Source organism: Aeromonas cavernicola (assembly GCF_002795305.1).
GTDB lineage: Bacteria > Pseudomonadota > Gammaproteobacteria > Enterobacterales > Aeromonadaceae > Aeromonas > Aeromonas cavernicola.
Map to the genome: position 1 here is coordinate 1 of NZ_PGGC01000124.1, position 20,069 is coordinate 20,069.

Annotated in this window: 18 protein-coding genes and 1 pseudogene; 4 read left to right on the forward strand and 15 right to left on the reverse strand. The window is 55.2% G+C overall.

Translation table 11 applies throughout. From position 1 onward, the window contains the following. Positions 1–252, forward strand: a pseudogene (locus CUC53_RS13525) (IS4 family transposase); the annotation flags it as partial. Positions 253–303: 51 nt separating this feature from the next. Here the strand turns inward: CUC53_RS13525 and cgtA are convergent. The 3 genes from cgtA to rplU all read right to left on the reverse strand — a co-directional run bounded on the left by cgtA (position 304) and on the right by rplU (position 2,276). After that, complete coding sequence (gene cgtA, locus CUC53_RS13530) at positions 304–1,506, reverse strand: Obg family GTPase CgtA (protein ID WP_100294648.1); 1,203 nt, start codon at positions 1,504–1,506, stop codon at positions 304–306. A gap of 183 nt (positions 1,507–1,689) precedes the next feature. Continuing rightward, complete coding sequence (gene rpmA, locus CUC53_RS13535; protein ID WP_100294649.1) at positions 1,690–1,947, reverse strand: 50S ribosomal protein L27; 258 nt, start codon at positions 1,945–1,947, stop codon at positions 1,690–1,692. 17 nt (positions 1,948–1,964) lie between these two features. Next, complete coding sequence (rplU, locus tag CUC53_RS13540; protein ID WP_005304210.1) at positions 1,965–2,276, reverse strand: 50S ribosomal protein L21; 312 nt, start codon at positions 2,274–2,276, stop codon at positions 1,965–1,967. Between the two features lie 244 nt (positions 2,277–2,520). Here rplU and ispB point away from each other — a divergent pair, with 244 nt between their 5' ends. Further along, on the forward strand, positions 2,521–3,492 hold the full coding sequence (gene ispB / locus CUC53_RS13545) for an octaprenyl diphosphate synthase (protein ID WP_100294650.1): 972 nt from the start codon (positions 2,521–2,523) through the stop codon (positions 3,490–3,492). A 126-nt stretch (positions 3,493–3,618) separates the two neighbouring features. Here the strand turns inward: ispB and CUC53_RS13550 are convergent, their stop codons facing one another. Both CUC53_RS13550 and radA read right to left on the reverse strand, forming a co-directional pair. Next, positions 3,619–3,807, reverse strand: a complete 189-nt coding sequence (locus tag CUC53_RS13550; protein ID WP_100294651.1) for a hypothetical protein — start codon at positions 3,805–3,807, stop codon at positions 3,619–3,621. A 132-nt stretch (positions 3,808–3,939) separates the two neighbouring features. Continuing rightward, positions 3,940–5,307, reverse strand: coding sequence for a DNA repair protein RadA (gene radA, locus CUC53_RS13555; protein ID WP_100294652.1), 1,368 nt, complete (start codon positions 5,305–5,307; stop codon positions 3,940–3,942). 101 nt (positions 5,308–5,408) lie between these two features. Here radA and CUC53_RS13560 point away from each other — a divergent pair, with 101 nt between their 5' ends. After that, a complete protein-coding gene (locus tag CUC53_RS13560) occupies positions 5,409–7,787 on the forward strand; it encodes a PilZ domain-containing protein (RefSeq protein WP_100294653.1) in 2,379 nt (792 codons plus the stop codon). Positions 7,788–7,863: 76 nt separating this feature from the next. Here the strand turns inward: CUC53_RS13560 and CUC53_RS13565 are convergent, their stop codons facing one another. Continuing rightward, positions 7,864–8,769: an alpha/beta fold hydrolase gene (locus CUC53_RS13565; protein WP_100294654.1), complete on the reverse strand. Its 906-nt coding sequence runs from the start codon at positions 8,767–8,769 to the stop codon at positions 7,864–7,866. A gap of 29 nt (positions 8,770–8,798) precedes the next feature. Next, positions 8,799–9,815, reverse strand: a complete 1,017-nt coding sequence (gene serB / locus CUC53_RS13570; protein ID WP_100294669.1) for a phosphoserine phosphatase SerB — start codon at positions 9,813–9,815, stop codon at positions 8,799–8,801. Positions 9,816–9,935: 120 nt separating this feature from the next. On the opposite strand from serB, the gene CUC53_RS13575 reads away from it, so the two are divergent. Beyond that, positions 9,936–10,541 (forward strand): AhpA/YtjB family protein, encoded by a 606-nt coding sequence (locus tag CUC53_RS13575; protein ID WP_100294655.1) that lies wholly within the window; start codon positions 9,936–9,938, stop codon positions 10,539–10,541. 188 nt (positions 10,542–10,729) lie between these two features. Here the strand turns inward: CUC53_RS13575 and deoD are convergent, their stop codons facing one another. The 8 genes from deoD to CUC53_RS13615 form a co-directional block, all read right to left on the reverse strand. After that, positions 10,730–11,446 (reverse strand): purine-nucleoside phosphorylase, encoded by a 717-nt coding sequence (gene deoD, locus CUC53_RS13580; RefSeq protein ID WP_100294656.1) that lies wholly within the window; start codon positions 11,444–11,446, stop codon positions 10,730–10,732. Positions 11,447–11,553: 107 nt separating this feature from the next. Then, positions 11,554–12,762, reverse strand: a complete 1,209-nt coding sequence (locus CUC53_RS13585) for a phosphopentomutase (RefSeq protein ID WP_100294657.1) — start codon at positions 12,760–12,762, stop codon at positions 11,554–11,556. Between the two features lie 14 nt (positions 12,763–12,776). Continuing rightward, positions 12,777–14,108: a thymidine phosphorylase gene (gene deoA, locus CUC53_RS13590; protein ID WP_100294658.1), complete on the reverse strand. Its 1,332-nt coding sequence runs from the start codon at positions 14,106–14,108 to the stop codon at positions 12,777–12,779. Between the two features lie 141 nt (positions 14,109–14,249). Further along, positions 14,250–15,023: a deoxyribose-phosphate aldolase gene (deoC, locus tag CUC53_RS13595; RefSeq protein WP_100294659.1), complete on the reverse strand. Its 774-nt coding sequence runs from the start codon at positions 15,021–15,023 to the stop codon at positions 14,250–14,252. Positions 15,024–15,272: 249 nt separating this feature from the next. Beyond that, a complete protein-coding gene (locus CUC53_RS13600; protein WP_100294660.1) occupies positions 15,273–16,547 on the reverse strand; it encodes a NupC/NupG family nucleoside CNT transporter in 1,275 nt (424 codons plus the stop codon). A 215-nt stretch (positions 16,548–16,762) separates the two neighbouring features. Next, a complete protein-coding gene (locus CUC53_RS13605) occupies positions 16,763–17,542 on the reverse strand; it encodes a TatD family hydrolase (RefSeq protein ID WP_100294661.1) in 780 nt (259 codons plus the stop codon). Beyond that, positions 17,529–18,704: a molybdopterin-binding protein gene (locus tag CUC53_RS13610; RefSeq protein WP_100294662.1), complete on the reverse strand. Its 1,176-nt coding sequence runs from the start codon at positions 18,702–18,704 to the stop codon at positions 17,529–17,531. Before CUC53_RS13610 ends, CUC53_RS13605 begins: the two co-directional genes overlap by 14 nt. Before the next feature lie 54 nt (positions 18,705–18,758). After that, a complete protein-coding gene (locus CUC53_RS13615; RefSeq protein ID WP_100294663.1) occupies positions 18,759–19,997 on the reverse strand; it encodes a cyclic di-GMP phosphodiesterase in 1,239 nt (412 codons plus the stop codon). Positions 19,998–20,069: the final 72 nt, after the last annotated feature.

The following is a 20,069-nucleotide window of genomic DNA, read 5'->3' on the forward strand; positions in this document are numbered from 1 at the left end:
GCGAGTCTGAAGGGATACACGGCGAGCCAGCTGAGTTTTCACATGGCGTCGGTCTATCTCATCCATGAACTGAGCTGCATGCCGTACCTGTCACCGGGGAGTATCCCGAAGCGGGTGGCGGAGCTGGATAAGCAGGCGGGGCAGTTTGTATTACCGGAGCGAAGGGAGCGGAGTTATCCCCGCAGTGTGAAGGCAAGACCACAAAAGTATGCGGTGCAAAAAGCCAATAAAAACAATGCCAGTCAGGCTTAACTGACTGGCATTAGCCCATTCAGGCTCCTTTTTTATCTGTCGAGACCGCAATCAATCGCGGACATAGATCACTTCAACACCGTCATCTTCATCATCATCCCACTCATCGTCATCAAGCGACTCATCAAACGCCTTAGACGCAGCTAATGCCTCTGCTTCCACTTTGGCCAGCTGATTTTTGTGGTAGTCATCCCACTTGAACTCGACTTGTTCGATGGCTTCTTTTGCATCTTCTGCCAGCTGACGAGGCATGTTGTCCAGCAGATCCAGAATATCGTAGCAGACCTTCTTGGTGCCTTCCTTGCTGATGGCTGTAATGGCGTATACCGGCCCTTCATGGTTGAGGGCAGCCTTCACACGATCCATCACTTCCTGCGCCTCTTCTTCCAAGATCAGGTCCATCTTGTTGAATACCAACCAGCGCGGTTTACCCGCCAGTTCAGGGCTGTACTTCTCAAGCTCCCGCACTATGGTCACGGCATTCTCGGCAGGATCGGAACCATCAATCGGGCAGATGTCCACCAGATGGATCAACACGCGGCAGCGTTCGAGGTGCTTGAGGAAGCGGATCCCAAGGCCAGCGCCTTCGGCAGCCCCCTCGATCAAACCCGGAATATCGGCAATCACGAAGGAGCGGGAGTTTTCACCACGCACCACACCCAGGTTCGGCACGAGGGTCGTGAAGGGGTAATCAGCCACTTTCGGGCGAGCCGCAGAAACGGCGCGAATAAAGGTAGATTTGCCCGCATTGGGCAGGCCCAACATGCCGACGTCGGCCAGCAGCAGTAATTCCAGCTTCAGGGTTCGCACTTCGCCCGGCGTGCCGTTGCTCTTCTGGCGGGGGGCGCGGTTAACCGAACTTTTAAAGCGGGTATTGCCAAGGCCGTGGAATCCTCCCTTAGCAACCAGCAGTCTCTGTTCGTGTTGTGTCAGATCACCCAGCAGTTCACCGGTGTCTTCATCACTAGCGCGAGTGCCGACAGGAACACGCAATACTTTGTCTTTACCGCGACGGCCAGTACAGTTGGCACTTTGACCATTTTCACCACGTTCAGCGGCATGAAAACGTTCGAAACGGTAGTCAATCAGCGTGTTGAGGTTCTCATCGGCAACCAGATAAACATCACCGCCATCACCGCCGTCACCACCGTCTGGACCACCGTTGGGAATATACTTTTCACGGCGAAAACTGACACAACCGTTACCACCGTCACCGGCATCGACTCGAATCTGAACTTCATCAACAAACTTCATAGGTAACCGTCACCTTCATTCGCAAAACCGATACGCAATTATAGTGGTACAGCCGCTACGGGCGATACGCATCTAGCTTAAGGCCAAGCTCATGCGTTCCGTTTCGTCGTAAAAAACCAAAAAGACGCCACAAAAACAAAAGCCCCGCCTGTTGGCGGGGCTTCGGATCCTTGCGGTCCGTAATTACTCAGCAACAATGCTAACGTATTTACGATTCAGCGGACCTTTAACTTCGAACAGGATCTTACCAGTCGCAGTCGCGAACAAGGTGTGATCTTTGCCTAGACCAACGTTCTCACCAGCGTGGAATTTAGTACCACGTTGACGAACGATGATGCTACCAGCAAGAACTGTTTCGCCGCCGAAACGCTTTACGCCGAGACGTTTAGCTTCAGAATCGCGACCGTTGCGGGATGAACCGCCAGCTTTTTTATGTGCCATTTATCGGACTCCTCTAATTAGGCGCTGATGCCAGTAATTTTGACTTCAGTGAACCACTGACGGTGGCCCGCCTGCTTACGGTGGTGCTTACGACGACGGAACTTGACGATAGTCACTTTCTCGCCACGGCCGTGAGCAACAACTTCAGCCACAACCTTGCCACCTTCAACGAAAGGAGCACCTACTTTAAATGTGTCGCCTGCAGCAACCATCAGCACTTCGTTGAAGTCGATGGTAGCGCCAGTCTCAACGTTCAGCTTTTCTAAGCGAACGATCTGACCTTCAGCTACACGGTGTTGTTTTCCGCCGCTTTGGAATACCGCGTACATTTGATTAACTCCGTAAAGGCATATCTTTTTGCTCGAAGCTAGATATGCGCAAAAACCTATAACAATGGGCGAGCATTCTACGCAAACCGATTTGCTCAGGCAAGACCCATTTAGCAAAAAGTTTATTTTGTGTGCACATCTGCCGCCGTGAATAAACGCCTCACTGTAACCCATTGTGAAATCGTGTAGAATCCCCGCCATTATTAAAAATCGCAGTGACTGCTGCTGTCACGTTACGAGACTTATGGACCAACAGACTATCCGTGCGCTCTGTGCCGCCGACATGACGGCGGTCAATGAACTGATCCTGGCCCGGCTCCAGTCCGACGTTAGTCTGATCAATCAGCTGGGTTTCTACATTGTCAGTGCTGGCGGCAAACGGATGCGCCCTATGCTGACCGTGATGGCAGCGCGTGCGCTGGGCTATGTAGGTGAGGACCACCTGAAACTGGCCGCCATCATCGAATTCATTCACACTTCTACCCTGCTGCATGACGACGTGGTCGATGAATCCGACCTGCGCCGTGGCCGAGAAACCGCCAATGCCCTGTTTGGCAATGCTGCAAGCGTCTTGGTTGGTGATTATCTTTACAGCCGCTCCTTCCAGATGATGAGTGAGCTCTCCAATCTGCGGGTCATGGAGATCCTCTCCGATGCCACCAACACCATCGCCGAAGGGGAAGTGTTGCAACTGATGAATTGCAACGATCCAGATACTACCGAAGAGAGCTACATGACGGTCATCTACTGCAAGACCGCCAAGCTATTTGAGGCTGCTACTCGGCTTGCGGCCGTCTTGACCCATCAGCCCGAACCTATCGAACAAGCGATGACCGATTACGGCAAATATCTGGGCACCGCGTTCCAGATCATTGATGACGTAATGGACTACTGTTCGCAAAGTGATGAGATGGGCAAAAATGTTGGTGATGATCTCGCAGAGGGTAAACCGACCTTGCCACTACTGCGCGCCATGGCGGTAGGAACGCCTGAAGAGTGCCAACGCATACGTGATGCAATTGAACACCGTGATGGCATGGAACATTTGGATCAGATTCTGGCTATTTTGGATCGTACTGGCGCGCTGGAATACGCAAGAATGCGAGCGCGCCAAGAAGCTGACAAAGCGATCAGGGCATTGGCTGTATTACCTGATTCTGAGCATAAACATGCACTCGAAGCGCTGGCGAACATGGCGGTACAACGCAGCACCTAGGCCACTAGCCCGCATCGTAAATCGATAATTGACTCAGCAGATAAGCAACAGCCCGACAATAACGATTTGTCGGGCTGCTTTATTAGGTAAACAAGCACGGTAACTCAGTGCTAGTTACTTATCATATTACACTCGAATATCAATTTTACTGCCCAACACCGAGCTAGCCGATGTTGCCGCGACGGGCGTCGCTTGCGCGGCAGACTCCAGTAATCTCAGTGCGGCCTCGCCGTCCTGAGTTTGCTGTTTTTTAGCCAAACTCGCGCCCAATAACGCCGAACCAAACGACGCTGAAGCTGAACTAGATATGTCCATGGTGTACCTCCTGTTCAAGATTTATCGACCAATAGTCGTGATACATGAACAAAAAGTATAAAAGATCACCATCTATCTCTTGCTGCGACTCATCGGCTTTATGGCTGAACCGCCCATGCCAGCGGCTCTCATTTACAGCGCTTCAAGGGCCTCAGCAAGCTTCTTGACTGGGACCACCTCCATCCCCTCTATAGGGTGTTTAGGCGCATTAGCATGGGGGACGATGGCGCGGCGAAAACCGTGCTTGGCTGCTTCTTGTAACCGCTCTTGACCAGAGGGAACAGGCCGAATCTCGCCTGAGAGGCCAACTTCACCAAACACGACCAAGTCTTTGGGCAACGCCTGATCTCGGAAGCTAGAGACCATGGCCAACAATAATGCCAAATCTGCACTGGTCTCTTCGACCTTAACTCCGCCAACCACGTTGATGAAGACATCTTGATCGGCCATCTGCAAGCCACCGTGCCGATGTAACACAGCCAGCAACATCGCCAGTCGATTATGATCCATCCCCACCGCGACCCTACGAGGATTAGCAAGCTGGGAGTAGTCCACCAGCGCCTGCAGTTCAACCAACAGCGGCCGCGTGCCTTCCCAGATCACCATCACGATAGAACCGGGAGCCTGCTCTTCACCACGACTGAGGAAGATGGCGGAAGGGTTGCTCACTTCTCGCATCCCCTGCCCCGTCATAGCAAATACGCCCAATTCATTGACGGCACCAAAACGGTTTTTGTGGGAGCGCAGGGTACGAAAGCGGGAGTCATGGCCGCCATCAAGCAGGATGGAGCAGTCGATGCAGTGTTCCAACACCTTAGGGCCCGCCAAGCTACCATCCTTGGTGACGTGTCCAACCATGAAAATGGCGACATGGTTTTGCTTAGCAAAACGAGTCAGTAACGCAGCCGCTTCACGCACTTGAGAAACAGAGCCCGGCGACGATTGCACATCCGCTACATGCATCACTTGGATGGAGTCAATCACCATGATCTGCGGTTGCTCCTGCTGAGCAATCAGACAAATCTGTTCGACACTTGTTTCTGAAAGCATCCTTAGCTTATCGGTCGGTAACCCTAGCCGGGTGGCGCGCATCGCCACCTGTTGCAGCGACTCCTCCCCGGTGACATAGAGGGTTTTCATCCGCTCTGCTAGCCCGCACATGGTTTGCAGCAGCAGGGTTGATTTACCTGCACCAGGGTTACCACCGATCAATATCGCTGAGCCCGGAACCACGCCACCGCCCAATACTCTGTCCAGCTCCTTGAAGCCTGATGAGAAGCGAGGGATCTCGGTAGTGGCGATTTCTGCCAAGGTTTGCACTTGGCTGCCGATAGCTCCTGCATAGCCAGAATAACGAGCCTGTTTACCTGCGGGGGTAGCGGTGCCGAGCCGAACTTCGGTGATAGTATTCCACTCTTTGCATTCACTGCACTGCCCTTGCCAGCGCGTGAACGCAGCACCACATTCTGAGCACACATATGCCGTTTTATTTTTAGCCATTTAGAACTCTGGGGACAGGTTGAATTGCTGCTTGATATACTTGTTTGCGACCAACAGATCAAACTTAGCATCGGAATAGTGACTTTCCGTGGCAGGGACACATGGATTTAGTAACACAACAACATATGGTTGACCAACTTATCCCTTTACTCAGAGAAAGGGATTTTGATGCGATTTTTCATCGCATGACCAAAGATCAAAACAGTGACAACTGCCTACTGATAAAGCTAGAAATCAAGCGCAGATGTAGCCCGTGTCGTCGACTGATCGACATGCGTGATGGATGGGGGGATACCTGCATGCCGCATGAATTTGGCGGCATTACCCACTTCATGCCCCCTGATGCCATTAGCCTGTTTCAATCCCAGTGCTATCTCTATCACGATCGTTACACCCTTGGGGTCTACGAGTATCTGACCTCTTGGCGCAAGCAGCCTCAAGGCCGAGTCGATAGTCAGCCATTACCTGCGCCAAACCCTTTTTTACCCTACGACGTGAATGCCATTCGGTTTGCCAGCTACTACGGCCGTCGCCAAGAACGGATGCATTTCAGCTCACAGGTGGTCATTAGGTTGGCCGATGGGGAAAAATTGTTTGCCAGAACCTCTGATCTTTCGCTGGGAGGAGCCCGAATTGCGGTTAGTCGGTTGCCAAGCTACCAAACCGGTGTGCAGGTCGAGCTATTTTTCACTGGGCTGGCACGCGATCATGCCCATCCAATACTCAATGAAGGGGTGTGTTATCAGATCCTCGGGGAAGAGAGCCGAGACGATAAATATTGGCTACGACTGATGCGGGTGGGACACCATCCTGAATTTGATGCTTTTCTCAAAAACTTTATCACTCACAACAAGATCCGCTATCGAGTCAGTGTCGATTACCTGATCTCTGCCGCCCTCATTAAGGGCTATGAACAGTTTTACCTGCCACGCATGACCGGCATGCCACTTTTTTTTAGCGTAGGGGACACGCCAACCCTCGAGGCGGCACTGCGCACCGAGAATAATCAGCATCTGTTGGAATACTGGCGAGATGAAAAAAACCGCGACACCCTGAGCCAACTGTTTTCCGCCGATAGAATGAAGCAGCTCTGTCCCGCGCCGGGTACTACGACAGAAACCGTGATTTACAGCTTCACCCATTCGGTGCGCAGCCACCTCTACTTCTTCTCTGCCACGGCGCAAGAGCTTGCTCAGAGTGGTTTAACCGAGTTGTTCTTCCATGTCGGGGCTCGGCGCCCCAGTTGGCGGGTGTTTAAATTCAGCCTAGAGGCTTGCACCCTCAACGAGGCTGATATTGGTAACCCACAGGGGCTGGAGTCATCACCTCTCCAAGATATCTTGCTGCAAGAGCGCCTAGCACAACTTGGTTATGTTGGTCTATTGCAAGAGATTAGCCTGGAATCCCAGCGCGACGATTTTGAGCAAACAGAGGGGATAGCCCATAACGCCAACGAACTACAACGCTTTGGCCACCGGCAAACGTTACACCCATTTGATATAGAGACCTTGCACTACATCCAACTGCGCAAAGAGTCGCGCTACATCCATAAAACCGCCGTCGCTATTCGCTATCACGACCAATCATTACTGGGCTGGACCCGCGACATCTCGGCTCATGGCCTCCAAGTTGAGCTAGAAAACCCTTTTGAAGGCAAGCAAGATGATGTCGTTACCATTGCGCTGCCACGGTTACAGGCGCTGGCCAAAGGTACGGATCTCCAGCATCTCTCCTACCGACTCGTCAGCCTGAATCTGACACGCACAGTGCTGCATTTACACATTGAAGGGGATTCTGATCGCCATACAGGGCGTCAATTCTTCAGTCTGCTGATCGAGAGTAATCGCAGCAAGTTGAAGGCGGTCCAAGAACAGCGGCGTTATCGTGGCTTAGCCCGAGCCTTGCGTAATATCTACAGTCACCACCTGTTCTGCTCACCGATCTATCTCAACAAGCTAAAAGGCATAACGAAACTGACTTCGATAGGCAAGAGTGCGCGTCCTCGTCACCTCGATAACCTATTACGGACTTGCGCGGAGCAAAAGGGGCAGGACAACCTCTATCCCCTCTTTCAAGAGGAGCTGTTCAACGAGCTATTGCTCAATCCGCTGCTGACGATCGAGCGAGAAGACAGACCTCACGAAGATGAAGTGTATGTCGCCCATGTCCAAGCCAACGGCGATCAGCCGCTCTTTACTAGCCGCTTAGCCAGCAGCTTTGCCAACGTGGCGGAGAAGCGTGAGTTCATTGAACAGGCATTACAGCAAGGCGCGTTCTACTCGGTGCGAGTGGGCATTTCCCGCACAGGACGGCCAGATACCAACTTTATTGCCAACGAGCTGGACTATGTCGCCAAATTCGCCATCCACAAAGCGGCCAAACTGGAAGAAGATCTCTGGAGCGTAATCGGTGTCGGCGAACTGACCGACACCACCGCTGCGACCCTGCTTCGGCTTGGTATCACTGATCCCATCATCTAGGCAGACAATGACCACTCAGAGCTCGAAAGGTATGCTGAGTGGTCAGGCCGTGGGTGTGATCAGGCGGCGGGTGTGGTCACGTGACATGGGGAGAGGCCAGCCATGGAAGGAGCTGCGGAAAGTGATCTTCGGGAGCCTGCGGCGCCGTCAACATATTGATATGGTCATAGTCACACCGATTGCCGTTATCTCGGCCAAGTTGGGTGTAACGCATCTTCGCTCCCATCTCTAGGGCAAAGCGGCGGACATCCATTGGATGGCCTAACACCTTGTCCGCCTTAGCGCAGATCATCCAAAGCGGTGGCCAGTTAAGCTGCGCCGCCGCCACATCATAAGCAAAGCCATCCAGCGGATCGTGCCAAGGCCCACCGTTGACCCAAGGAATAGTTTCTTGCAAATAGCGCACGGGTTCATCATCAGCCCCAATAGTGAGCGTGCGCGCCGCCAAAAAACCCTTACGCCGTGCGAGCAGAGGCGCAAGGCGATTCCACACAAGATCCACTTTTAACCAGCGTTCGACACCATGGACCGAGATGGCGCGTTTGCTGCCAAAAAAGGTCAGACTAGCGACCTGCTCTGCAAAAACGGGGAAACGCGCCAAGGTTGACGCCATGATGACCCCGCCCCAAGAGTGGGCGATCCAGTGCACTTGGCAGCGAGAATGGCGCTCAGCCACCCAACGCTGCAAGGTCGGCAGGTCCTCCGTAATAAGCTCATGCTGGCCATGATCAGGTTGCATGGCAATCGGCGGTCTGCTTAATCCTCTGCCACGTAGGTCTGCTACGTAGACATGAAAGCCATGCTGAGCCAAAAAACAGGCTAACCCTTTGCCCGACTCGGTATAGAAGATCCGGCCATTTTCCAACGCACCATGCAGCAGCAACACCGGCTCTCGGTGCACAGGGCGCTCCGGTTGCAGGTAACGCATATGCAGTTGATGCTCACCACAGGGGATAAACAGGGAGTGTTGTAACACGGTCATGGCAGGGGCACTCCCTGTTGCTATCTCGATTAACTTCTGGCCATATCCCAGCGGCGATCTCGGCAGGCGCTAGCCCCGATCAGGCAGAGAACCCCTTCCAAATCGTGATGGTTGAGGGTGGCGGCCGCCTGCGCCTGCACCAGTGGCTTGGCATGGATTGCAATACCTAAGCCTGCCACTGCCATCATGTTGAGATCATTCGCGCCATCGCCCACGGCCACCGTCTGGCTGGCCGCGATACCATATTGTTGTGCCAACTGCTGAAGCACCTCGGCTTTGACCGCCGCATCAACGATACGTCCATGCACCTGCCCCGTCAGCGTATCGCCATCGACCACTAATTCGTTGGCAAACACCGCATCCAACCCGAGCGCCTGCTGCAATTGCCCAGCAAAGCGGGTAAAACCACCCGAGGCAATCGCCACCTTCCACCCCGCTTGTTTGAGGGTTTTCACCATCAGGGGCAATCCCGGCATCCACGGCATATTGGCCGCTACCTCATCCAAAATGGTCACTGGGGCCCCAGCCAACAAGGCGACCCGATTGCGCAGACTGGCGGCAAACTCCAGTTTACCCTGCATCGCAGCGGCCGTGACGGCAGCCACTTGCTCCCCCACTCCCGCCAAGCGGGCAATCTCATCAATACACTCGATCTGGATCGCAGTGGAATCCATGTCCATCACCAGCAACCCGGGCTCATTGAGGGTCGGTAAGGCTGGCAGGTGGCAAATATCGATATCCCATTGCTCCCTTTTCAACTGCGCCACCAGCTCGTCAGAAAAGGTGTCGGTGCCGAGCAGCAGCAGCGGCACCTCAGCCACCTCGGTGGTGGGGTAGAGGGTGGCAACGACCCCCAACCCGGTGAGGGTATCTGCCAGCTTGGCCAAGTGCGCCACCTGCAATGATCGGCCAAACAGCACCAGCCACCCAGCAGACAAAGGGGCGCTAACGGGATGAAGCGCAGCTGAGTGCAGCTGCCACCAAGGGGCGTGCGACAAACTGCGAGACCAATCAGACAGTGAGGGGGGGAGCTCAGACAACAACATAGGAATCTTCTCTTCCTTGGTGATCATAGGGTTAACAAAACGGCCCAGAGTAGCGTATTGCTTTTTACCCAAGCAAGCGCCAAGATCCTGCCTCCTCTTATGAGCATGAGGCTTGCCTGTTTGCGTCATCTTCCCATTAAGCGTGCCCTCAGCCTAGGGGCTGGTATCCTGCTCGGGCTGTGGGTGGTCAGCATGCTTATCTACATGCAGAGCGAAGGGCAGAGTGCACTGCGTAGTGAAGCCCGTCTGCGCGCTGAGGCCCTCGTCTCCTACGCTAGCCGTGACCTTGCCCGCTGGCTAAAAGAGGATAACCAGAGTGAACTTGCCCGCTTGGCGCAAGACCTAGCCAGTGACCCCAATATTTTTGATGTCACCATTTACGATGAGCGGGGCGTCCCCCTTGCGCAGTCAGAGCAAGGGGTTCCCTTAGAAAGCCTGCTCCCCATCGGCAGCGATAACCGCACCGTGCCAGCCTTAGGTAAAGGGCGTAGCCCCTTTGTCCAGGAGATCCTCGACGGGCCACAGACGTTGGGCTATCTGCGTATCACCCTAGAAGAGCAGCAGCTGCTGGCCGCCAAACAGGCGCGACTCAATGCGCTACAAGAAAAACAGCGGCTACTGTTGCTGGTCGCCTTGCTGGCGGGCTTGTTTATCTCATATGGCGTGCGTCGTAACTATCTGCGCGTCCGCAAGCACCAGCCACAAAGTAAAAGCCAATCCCTGTAGACGTCATTGACCCAGGCTAGGTGGTCGCCCATCGCGCGCCACAGCCGCAGCGAACATGGCACATTAACTAGCCTTGCGGGTGAAGTGATGAGGTTCTCGGCTCGCCCTCCCGCCAACGTCACCTAAAAGCGGCAAACAAAAACGGCGACCATCATGGTCGCCGCTAAGTATTGGCTAGTAGCTCACGATCACTTATCGCCTAACAACACGGAATCGAGCGCGATTTCGATCATGTCGTTAAACGTCAGCTGACGCTCTTCGGAGGTGGTCTGCTCACCGGTACGGATATGATCAGAGACGGTGCAGATGGTCAGCGCCTTGGCACCAAACTCAGCAGCGACACCGTAAATCCCCGCCGCTTCCATCTCAACGCCTAAAATGCCGTACTTTTCCATCACATCGAACATGGTCGGATCGGGGGAGTAGAACAAGTCAGCAGAGAAGATATTACCGACGCGCACCGCCACCCCTTTGTTCTTGGCTGCTTGCACCGCATTGGCCACCAGATCGAAGTCAGCGATCGCGGCGAAGTCGTGATCTTTGAAGCGCATACGGTTGACCTTGGAGTCGGTGCACGCCCCCATGCCGATCACCACGTCACGCAGTTTGACATCTGCCCGCACCGCCCCACAGGAGCCGACCCGGATCAGGGTCTTCACACCATAATCAGTGATCAGTTCTTTAGCATAAATAGAGCAAGAGGGGATACCCATGCCATGGCCCATCACAGAGATGCGACGGCCCTTGTAGGTCCCGGTGAAACCAAACATGTTGCGCACGTCACACACCTGCTCAACGTTCTCCAGAAAGGTTTCCGCAATGTATTTGGCACGCAGCGGATCGCCTGGCATCAGCACGACGTCAGCAAAGGCGCCATCTTTCGCATTAATATGGGGAGTTGCCATTCTGTTGATTCCTTCACACTAGGTTGAGTTTGATTGTCGTCATGACAGGGCCCACCACAGTACGGGTGGGCCGATAAACAGTTAACAACGTGACTGGCCCGTCACGCTTACAGGAAACTGGTGCCGTACTGCAACGCAGGCAGGCCATGGTAAGCCGCAATGCTCTGACCGATGTCGGCAAACGTGGCGCGGCGACCGACCGAACCCGGCTTGACCGGCTTACCGTAAAACAGCACCGGAATGTATTCACGGGTGTGGTCGGTGCCACTCCAGGTTGGGTCGCAACCGTGATCTGCGGTCAGCACCACCACATCGCCATCTTGCAGCAGTGCAAACAGCTCCGGCAGACGGGAGTCGAAATACTCCAGCGCATCGGCATAGCCTTTCACATCGCGGCGATGGCCATAGGAGGAGTCAAAATCGACGAAGTTGGTAAAGACGATGGTATTGTTGCCAGCGGCCTGCACCTCTTCCAAGGTGCGATCCCACAACTCGGCCAAACCGGTCCCTTTCACCTGTTTGGTGATCCCTTGATTGGCATAGATATCAGCAATCTTACCGATGGAGACCACCTGCCCCCCCGCCTCTTTCATGTAGTCCAGCACCGTAGGCGCTGGCGGCAGTACGGAGTAGTCGTGGCGGTTACCGGTGCGCTTAAAATCACCCTTGCCGCTGCCGACAAACGGGCGCGCAATCACTCGGCCAATGTTATAAGGCTCCAACAGCTCGCGCACGATGTGGCACAGCTCATAGAGCTTCTCAAGGCCATAGGTCTCTTCGTGGCAGGCAATCTGAAACACCGAGTCGGCAGAGGTGTAGAGGATCGGCTTACCGGTCCGCATATGCTCTTCGCCCAAATCGTCCAGCACCTGAGTACCGGAGGCGTGGCAGTTGCCAAGGTAACCCGGCAGGCCCGCTTGCTCGACAATGGCATCCAGTAGCTCCTGCGGGAAGCTGTGGGTGTGATCCTTGAAATAGCCCCACTCAAACAGCACCGGCACTCCGGCAATTTCCCAGTGGCCGGACGGGGTATCTTTGCCAGAAGAGAGCTCCTGAGCACAACCGTACGCGCCGATCACCTCGATCTCTTTATCCAAACCGGCAGGAAAGTAGCCAGAGGCCAGCTCCCCCGCATGACCCAGCCCCAACTTATTGAGGTTGGGCAGGTGGAGCGGGCCACGGCCAGCAATCTCACCGGCGGCGCAAGCCTTGGCGATGTGGCCAAGGGTATTGGCCCCGACGTCGCCAAATTTATCGGCATCCGCCGCAGCGCCAATACCGAAAGAGTCCATCATCAAAATAAAGGTACGTTTCATGGGTCTTCCCCTTGTTACAAATCAGCCAGGGTGATACGGCGGTATACCTCAGGCAGCGCCGCAGGTCGGGTATCACCGATCGTCACGGCTGCCTGCACCATGCGGGCGGCCTCGGCAAATTGGTCTTCCGTTTGCGCGTGGATCAGGGCCAGCGGCGTCTGGGCATCGACCGCCTCTCCTAGCCGGATCATCTCCGTCAGGCCCACCGCGTAATCGAGTCGATCAGCGGCGGCGCGGCGTCCTCCGCCCATCGCGACCACCGCCAACCCGAGATCGCGAGTATTCATGGTCGTGACGACACCGCCGTGGGCGGCATAGACCGGGCGAATGATGGCCGCGCTCGGTAAATAGTGATCATAACGTTCAATAAAGTCGGATGGACCACCTAGCTGAGCCACCATCCGCCCAAAGGTGTCGGCCGCCTTACCGCTATCGAGTACCACTTGCAGCTTACTGCGGGCCTCGCCCTCGTCACTGGCCAAGCCAGCCGAGATCAGCATCTCGGCGCACAGGGCCATGGTGACGGCATGCAGACGCGGATTCTGGTACTCGCCATTTAAATAGCGCACCGCTTCCCGTACTTCTACCCCATTACCAGCACTGGAGGCCAGCACCTGATTCATGTCGGTTAACAGCGCGGAGGTGCGACAACCCGCCCCGTTGGCCACTGCCACAATGCTTTTTGCCAGCGCTTCAGACGCCTCAAAAGTCGGCATAAAGGCTCCCGAGCCCACCTTAACGTCCATCACCAGAGCCTCTAGCCCAGAGGCCAGTTTCTTGGAGAGGATAGAGCCCGTGATCATGGCAATGGATTCAACAGTGGCGGTGATGTCACGCACGGCGTAAATCCGCTTGTCAGCCGGCGCCAGATCGCCTGTCTGGCCAATAATGGCGACCCCAGCGTCTTGCACCACGCGCAGGAAACGCGCGTTGTCGACGGTGGTTTGATAGCCGGGAATGGCATCGAGTTTATCCAAGGTGCCCCCGGTATGGCCCAGGCCACGCCCAGAGATCATCGGCACAAAACCACCACAGGCAGCGACCATGGGCCCCAACATCAGGGACACCATATCCCCGACCCCACCGGTGGAGTGCTTATCAACAATGGGGCCATCTAACTCAAGATGCGCCCAACTCAGGACGGTGCCTGAGTCACGCATGGCACAGGTCAGGGCAACGCGCTCAGCCATGGTCATGTCTTGGAAATAGACCGCCATCGCTAGGGCGGCGATCTGGCCATCACCGATGGTGTTATTGGTAATGCCCTGCACGAAGAATTGGATCTCTTGGGCCGTGAGCGCTTCGCCATTGCGCTTTTTACGAATAATTTCTTGCGGCAAAAACATCGTCTTTTTCTCCACCGTCGCGCTTCCCTCTCACCGGGATCACGCCAGCCTACCTCTGCTATGCCCGCTCAGATCAGCGCGGGGGACAACGGGCGGACTGAGCCGCCCCTTCACCTATGTTGGTATCCAGCGCTCCTGCGCTCAGTAACCGCTGGTATTAGCCGGTTTATCACCATGGCCCAAGGTAGCCAGCAGGCTAGCTAACAAGCTGGAGGCACCAAACCGGAAAGTACGGGTGGATACCCAGTCGTTGCCAAGGATCGCTTCGGCCATAGCCAGGTACTGCCCAGCAACCGCTGCATCTTTCACCCCACCAGCAGGCTTAAAGCCGACGCGCGGGTTACGGGCTTTGATCACTTCCAACATGATCTGCGCCGCTTCCGGCGTCGCATTCACGGGCACCTTACCGGTGGAGGTTTTGATAAAATCAGCGCCTGCCTCAATGGCTAGCTCAGACGCGCGACGGATCAGCGCGGCTTGCTGCAATTCGCCCGTCTCAATGATCACCTTCAGTAGCACCTGGCTACCACAGGCTTCTTTACACGCTTTGACCAGCTCGAAGCCAACTTGTTCATTACCGGCGATCAAGGCGCGGTAAGGGAAAACCACGTCTACCTCGTCGGCACCATAGGCGACGGCCGCCCGAGTCTCAGCCACGGCAATCTCTATATCATCGTTGCCATGGGGGAAATTAGTTACGGTGGCAATCCGTACTTCAGCTGCGCCGATCTCACGCAGCGTCTTACGCGCAATCGGGATAAAACGCGGATAGATGCACACGGCTGCGGTCAAGCCGGCCGGTGACTTGGCCTTATGGCACAGATCAATCACCTTCTGATCGGTATCGTCATCGTTCAGGGTGGTCAAATCCATCAGATTCAGGGCGCGCTGGGCGGCCAGTTTCAGATCACTCATTCTGTTCTCCAACGTCTTGGTGGTTAGTGAGATAACACGTCGCATCTTGCGACACTAGCCCGCGATGCGGGAATGACATGACGGCAGTTAAACCCTCAACCATATACCAAACTTCCCTCTCGCCGGCCCAAGGTTCAGGTGTTAGTGCGGATCAGGAAAGTAGGTAGGAAAACGGTTGCCAGCCCCCCAGACAACAACGCCACAGCAGATGCCGTGGCGTTGTTGTTATCTCTTGTCAGCTAAACACCATTACATGGCAGAGAGCGACAAGAAGAAACCAGCGATAGTGGCAGACATCAGGTTCGACAGCGAACCGGCCAATACCGCCTTCAAGCCAAAGCGCGCGATGGTGCTACGGCGACTCGGCGCCATCGAGCCCAAGCCACCTAGCAAAATGGCAACAGACGAGAGGTTGGCAAAGCCACACAGGGCAAAAGAGATGATCGCCTTGGTGTGCTCAGACATGGCCACGCCATTGACCAGCGCTTCATCCTTCAGATAAGGGGCGAAGTTGAGGTAAGCCACAAACTCGTTGACTACCAACTTCTGACCGATAAAGGAGCCCGCTACCACGGCCTCGCTCCACGGCACCCCGATCAGGAACGCCAGCGGCGAGAACAGCCAGCCCAGAATCAGCTCCAAGGAGAGCTCTGGCATCCCAAACCAACCACCTACACCGGAGAAGATGCCGTTGATCAATGCGATCAAACCGATAAACGCCAGCAGCATTGCCCCAACGTTCAGCGCCAGTTGCAGGCCTGCCGCAGCCCCAGCGGCTGCCGCATCGATCACGTTAGCCGGTTTATCTTCAACCGCATCATCCGCAGAGCCAGTGTCGTAGTTAGGTGCCTCAGTTTCTGGTACCAGCAACTTAGCAAACAGCAAGCCACCGGGCGCCGCCATGAAAGAGGCAGCAATCAGGTACTCCATCTTAACGCCCATGGAGGCGTAACCCGCCAGCACAGAACCTGCCACCGAGGCCAAGCCACCACACATGACCGCAAACAACTCAGAATCGGTCATCTTAGCGATGAAAGGACGCACCACCAGTGGCGCTTCGGTTTGACCAACGAAGATGTTAGCCGTGGCAGAGAGGGACTCGGTACGGGAAGTCCCCAGCACTTTTTGCAGACCACCACCAAGCACTTTAATGACCAGCTGCATGATACCGAGGTAATAAAGGACAGCGATCAAGGAGGAGAAGAAAATGATGACGGGTAACACGCGGAAGGCAAAAATAAAGCCACCGCCACCAAACACCTCGAACATTTTGTTGTCGACTAAACCGCCGAACAGAAAGCTGATGCCGTTATTGCCATAGCCAATCACGCTAGACACCGCATCAGATACACTGACCAAAATATCGCGCCCGACTGGCACGTACAGCACAAACGCCCCCAGACCTGCCTGGATGGCGAAGGCACCCGCCACGGTGCGAATATTGATTGCTTTGCGATTGCTGGAAAACAGCACTGCGATAAGGACGAGCGTCGCCATCCCCACCAGACTCATGGTTAAACTCATTTTATCTTCCTTTAGTAGCACCTGACTTGTTAACGACTTGTAGCCTCAAGCAGTCAATCAAGGGGTGCGCATTATACTAACTCGCGCTTGATAAAATAGAATCTTGGTCACAATTTCTCGCCAGCAAAACGGACAAGTGCCACAAAATTAGACAGCAAACGATTTTTAGGTCAGTTCTTTTTCCAATCGCAACCTACTTATGTTACGAGCTTGTTTTATATCGGATCGGCCAGCTGAAATAACTGGCGAGTAGAGTCACATAACACCTTAGCAACATCCATGATCGGCTCATCCCGTAGTTCAGCCAAGAGGGTTACTAGCGGGAGCAAGGCAGCTGGGGTGTTGATCGCCCCTTGCTGTCCTTGTAGCGGCATATCTGGCGCGTCAGTCTCCAGCACCAAGGCTTCTAGGGGCATTGCCCGCAAGGCCTCACGGGTTTTGTTGGCACGCTCATAGCTGATCACCCCACCCACCCCTAACCGAAAGCCCAATTGCCAAAATGCCTGGGCCTGCTGCAACGAGCCACTAAACGCGTGGATCACCCCACCGCAAGGGGGCTTAGCCCGACGTAACATCTTGGCGACCGTGTCATTGGCCCGCACCGAGTGCACGATTAACGGCAATTGATGCTCAATGGCCATGCCGATCTGCGCCTCGAACCATTCAATCTGCCCAGCCTGCGGTACTTGCGAGCGTAAATCCAAACCACACTCGCCCACCGCCACGAGTCCAGCTGGGCGCGCTGCGAGGTGCTGGCGCAAATTAGCCATGGCGTTGGAGGACTGATCGCCGACATACCACGGATGAACCCCAAGGCTATAGCTGATGCCTTGATGAACCTCGGCCAATGCCATCACCTTGGCCCAGTTGACCTCCCCGATTGCGGGCACCACCATGTGGCACACCCCAAGGCGCCGCCACTGCTGCAACAAGGCCTCGCGCTGCGGGTCAAAGACGGCAAAATCGAGGTGACAGTGGGAGTCAATCAGTTGCATCTTGGTGCCGCTCAGCCGTTCTAACCAAGGTTTGGTAATCCGCCAAGATCGGCAACCCTTGCAGATGACGACGCAGCATATCGAGGGCTGCAAACGCGAGGATATGTCGCACACTCTCTGGATCGGGATGGCTCACTGCTAGGGTTTGACCAATCCATACTCCATCGACCCCTAGGAGGAGCGGCACGCCAGCTGGCCCAGCCGTACCTATGGTCAAACTAAGCCCGTTGGCTGGGCTGCTCAGTTGGTCGAGATCGGCGGCTAAGGTATGGCAAAAATGGGCCTCAAGCGCCGGATAGTCATGACAATAGGCGAGCAACGCCCCACGGCTTGCCCCTTCATATAAGGTCAGCGGCCGAGGAGCCAAGAGCGCCAAGATCTGCTGCGTAGGCGCCAGATCTCCCTGCCCCACTAACCAAGGGTGGATCTCGGCAAGCAGCCGGGCTTGCGCGGCGTCCATGTCGGCAAAGGTCGCGCCATGGCCAATCAGCTTTAGCTCGATGAACGGCATCGCGGAGCGATAACCCAGCTCAATCCCTGGCGGCCACGGCGCCTGATCTAACTTGTCAGAGAGCGCTGACTCTGCAATGCCAAACGTGTAAAAACGGCGTAATTCGGTATCAACGTGAGCCCCTGCTCGCTGCTTGATACGCGGTAGCACCTGCTCGTGCACCATTTGTTTGAACTCAAAAGGAACGCCTGGCGTGAAAAACAGCTGGCACTGGCCGTGACTGGCTGGGTGGTGAACCACAAAACCACAGGCCGTTCCCACCGGATTATCGAGGATCGCACAAGCAGTTGGCAGCCAAGCTTGCTTGGCATTGCTGTGGGCCATCGCACGGCCACGGCTGGCATAGCGAGCTTCAATGGTGGCAAGCCATTCAGGGAATAGCGCCAAGGGTTGGTCAAACGCTAACGCGGCAGCCGCAGCGGTGAGGTCATCTGCCGTCGGCCCCAGCCCGCCGCACACCACCACTACGTCGGCGCGATGGGCACTCTCTTGCAGGGCCTGTTTGATGTCGCTGAGGCTATCCCCTACGGTGACCCGGCGACTCACTTGCCAGCCCTGCTCTAGCAGCAGCGCACTGAGCCAAGCGGCATTGGTATCCACCACCAGCCCTGTCACTATTTCATCTCCGGTGCTAATTATCTCGATACGCATCGCGGGCTCCTTAAGGCGGGAAAATCGGCGCACCTGGCCCCACGGGCCGAGGGTTCAATGGGTGTGATGTTCGAAGTAATAACTGATCCGAGTGCGGGGATGAAGGTACTCAAACACGGCAGGGGGTAACCGCTTGGGGTCCATGACCTTGGCAATCCTCAGCTCTGCCTGCTGCAAATCAATAATGACCGCCTCTTGGCGCGGTATCCGTGCGTCATACACCAGTACCGAGGGATAGAGTAAACGTGCAGTATTGACTGACATCACTAGGCCAATCTGACCATCGGATAACTGCACCACGCTACCGGGGGGGTAGACTCCTATCAACCGGATCAACATGTTGAGATATTTCTGATTAAATTGCCCCTTACGCTGCTTATAGAGATGGCCCAGTGCCACATAGGGCATCTTGGCCTGCACATGGCACAGATTATCGTACGCGTTGATAAGCGACACGATCTGCACCAAGGGGCCAAGTTGGCTTTGCTTTAATCCTTCCGGTCCGCAGCCATCGAGAAACTCATGGTGGTAACGCACCACATCTTTGGCCGGCTCAGGAAAATCAGGGGCAAGATTGAGCAGCGCTAAGCCATAGCGTGGATGCTGAGCGAGTAAGTGCTGCTCCGCCATGGTCAGGGGCTCGCGCTTACGCAGGACTTGGCTTGGGATCTTTAGCTTGCCAATATCGTGAAACAAGGCCCCCATCCCGATATGGCGGATCTGCTCAGCAGACATCTTGCACTCTTTGGCCAGCAACATGCTGAGCACGCTGACATTGAGGGAGTGAAAGTGCAGATTACTGCTCTCCTCTTTGTCCGAGACCAAGTGCAGCACCATCTCATCCACCGAGAGCAGCTGTTCGGTCATGGCGTTGACCAACTCCCGCGCATGACCAATGGCATCGAGCGGGCGAGCCTGGATCTTGCTCATCACACTACGAACCTGCGCCAATGATTGCTGAAACTGCTTTTCACACTGCTGCAAATTACGGCGATACCGCTGCAGTCGCTCGATCCGCTGGGCCTTTTCTTGCTGCATCTGCGCTTGCAGCTGTGCCAGATCAGGTGGTGTCGCAACAGGCTCGACGCCTAGCGGCGCTGGTTTAACTGGGGTATCACTCTTATCGGGAATCAGGGTTACCGAGGTGAGGCCAAGCCGACGGATCAGCTCAATTTCCTCTTCATTTTTCAGTTTGAAACTGGAAAACAGAAACGGGTGCTCACGCCAACCCAGTGGCAAGGAGACGTAATGACCGACTTGCAGCCGGTCCACTGAAATCGTGATACCCGTCATGGCGTTGGCACAAAGAGAGCGAAATGAACCGTATGCTAGAACAAAGGGGACGGTGAATACAAAAGGTATCTG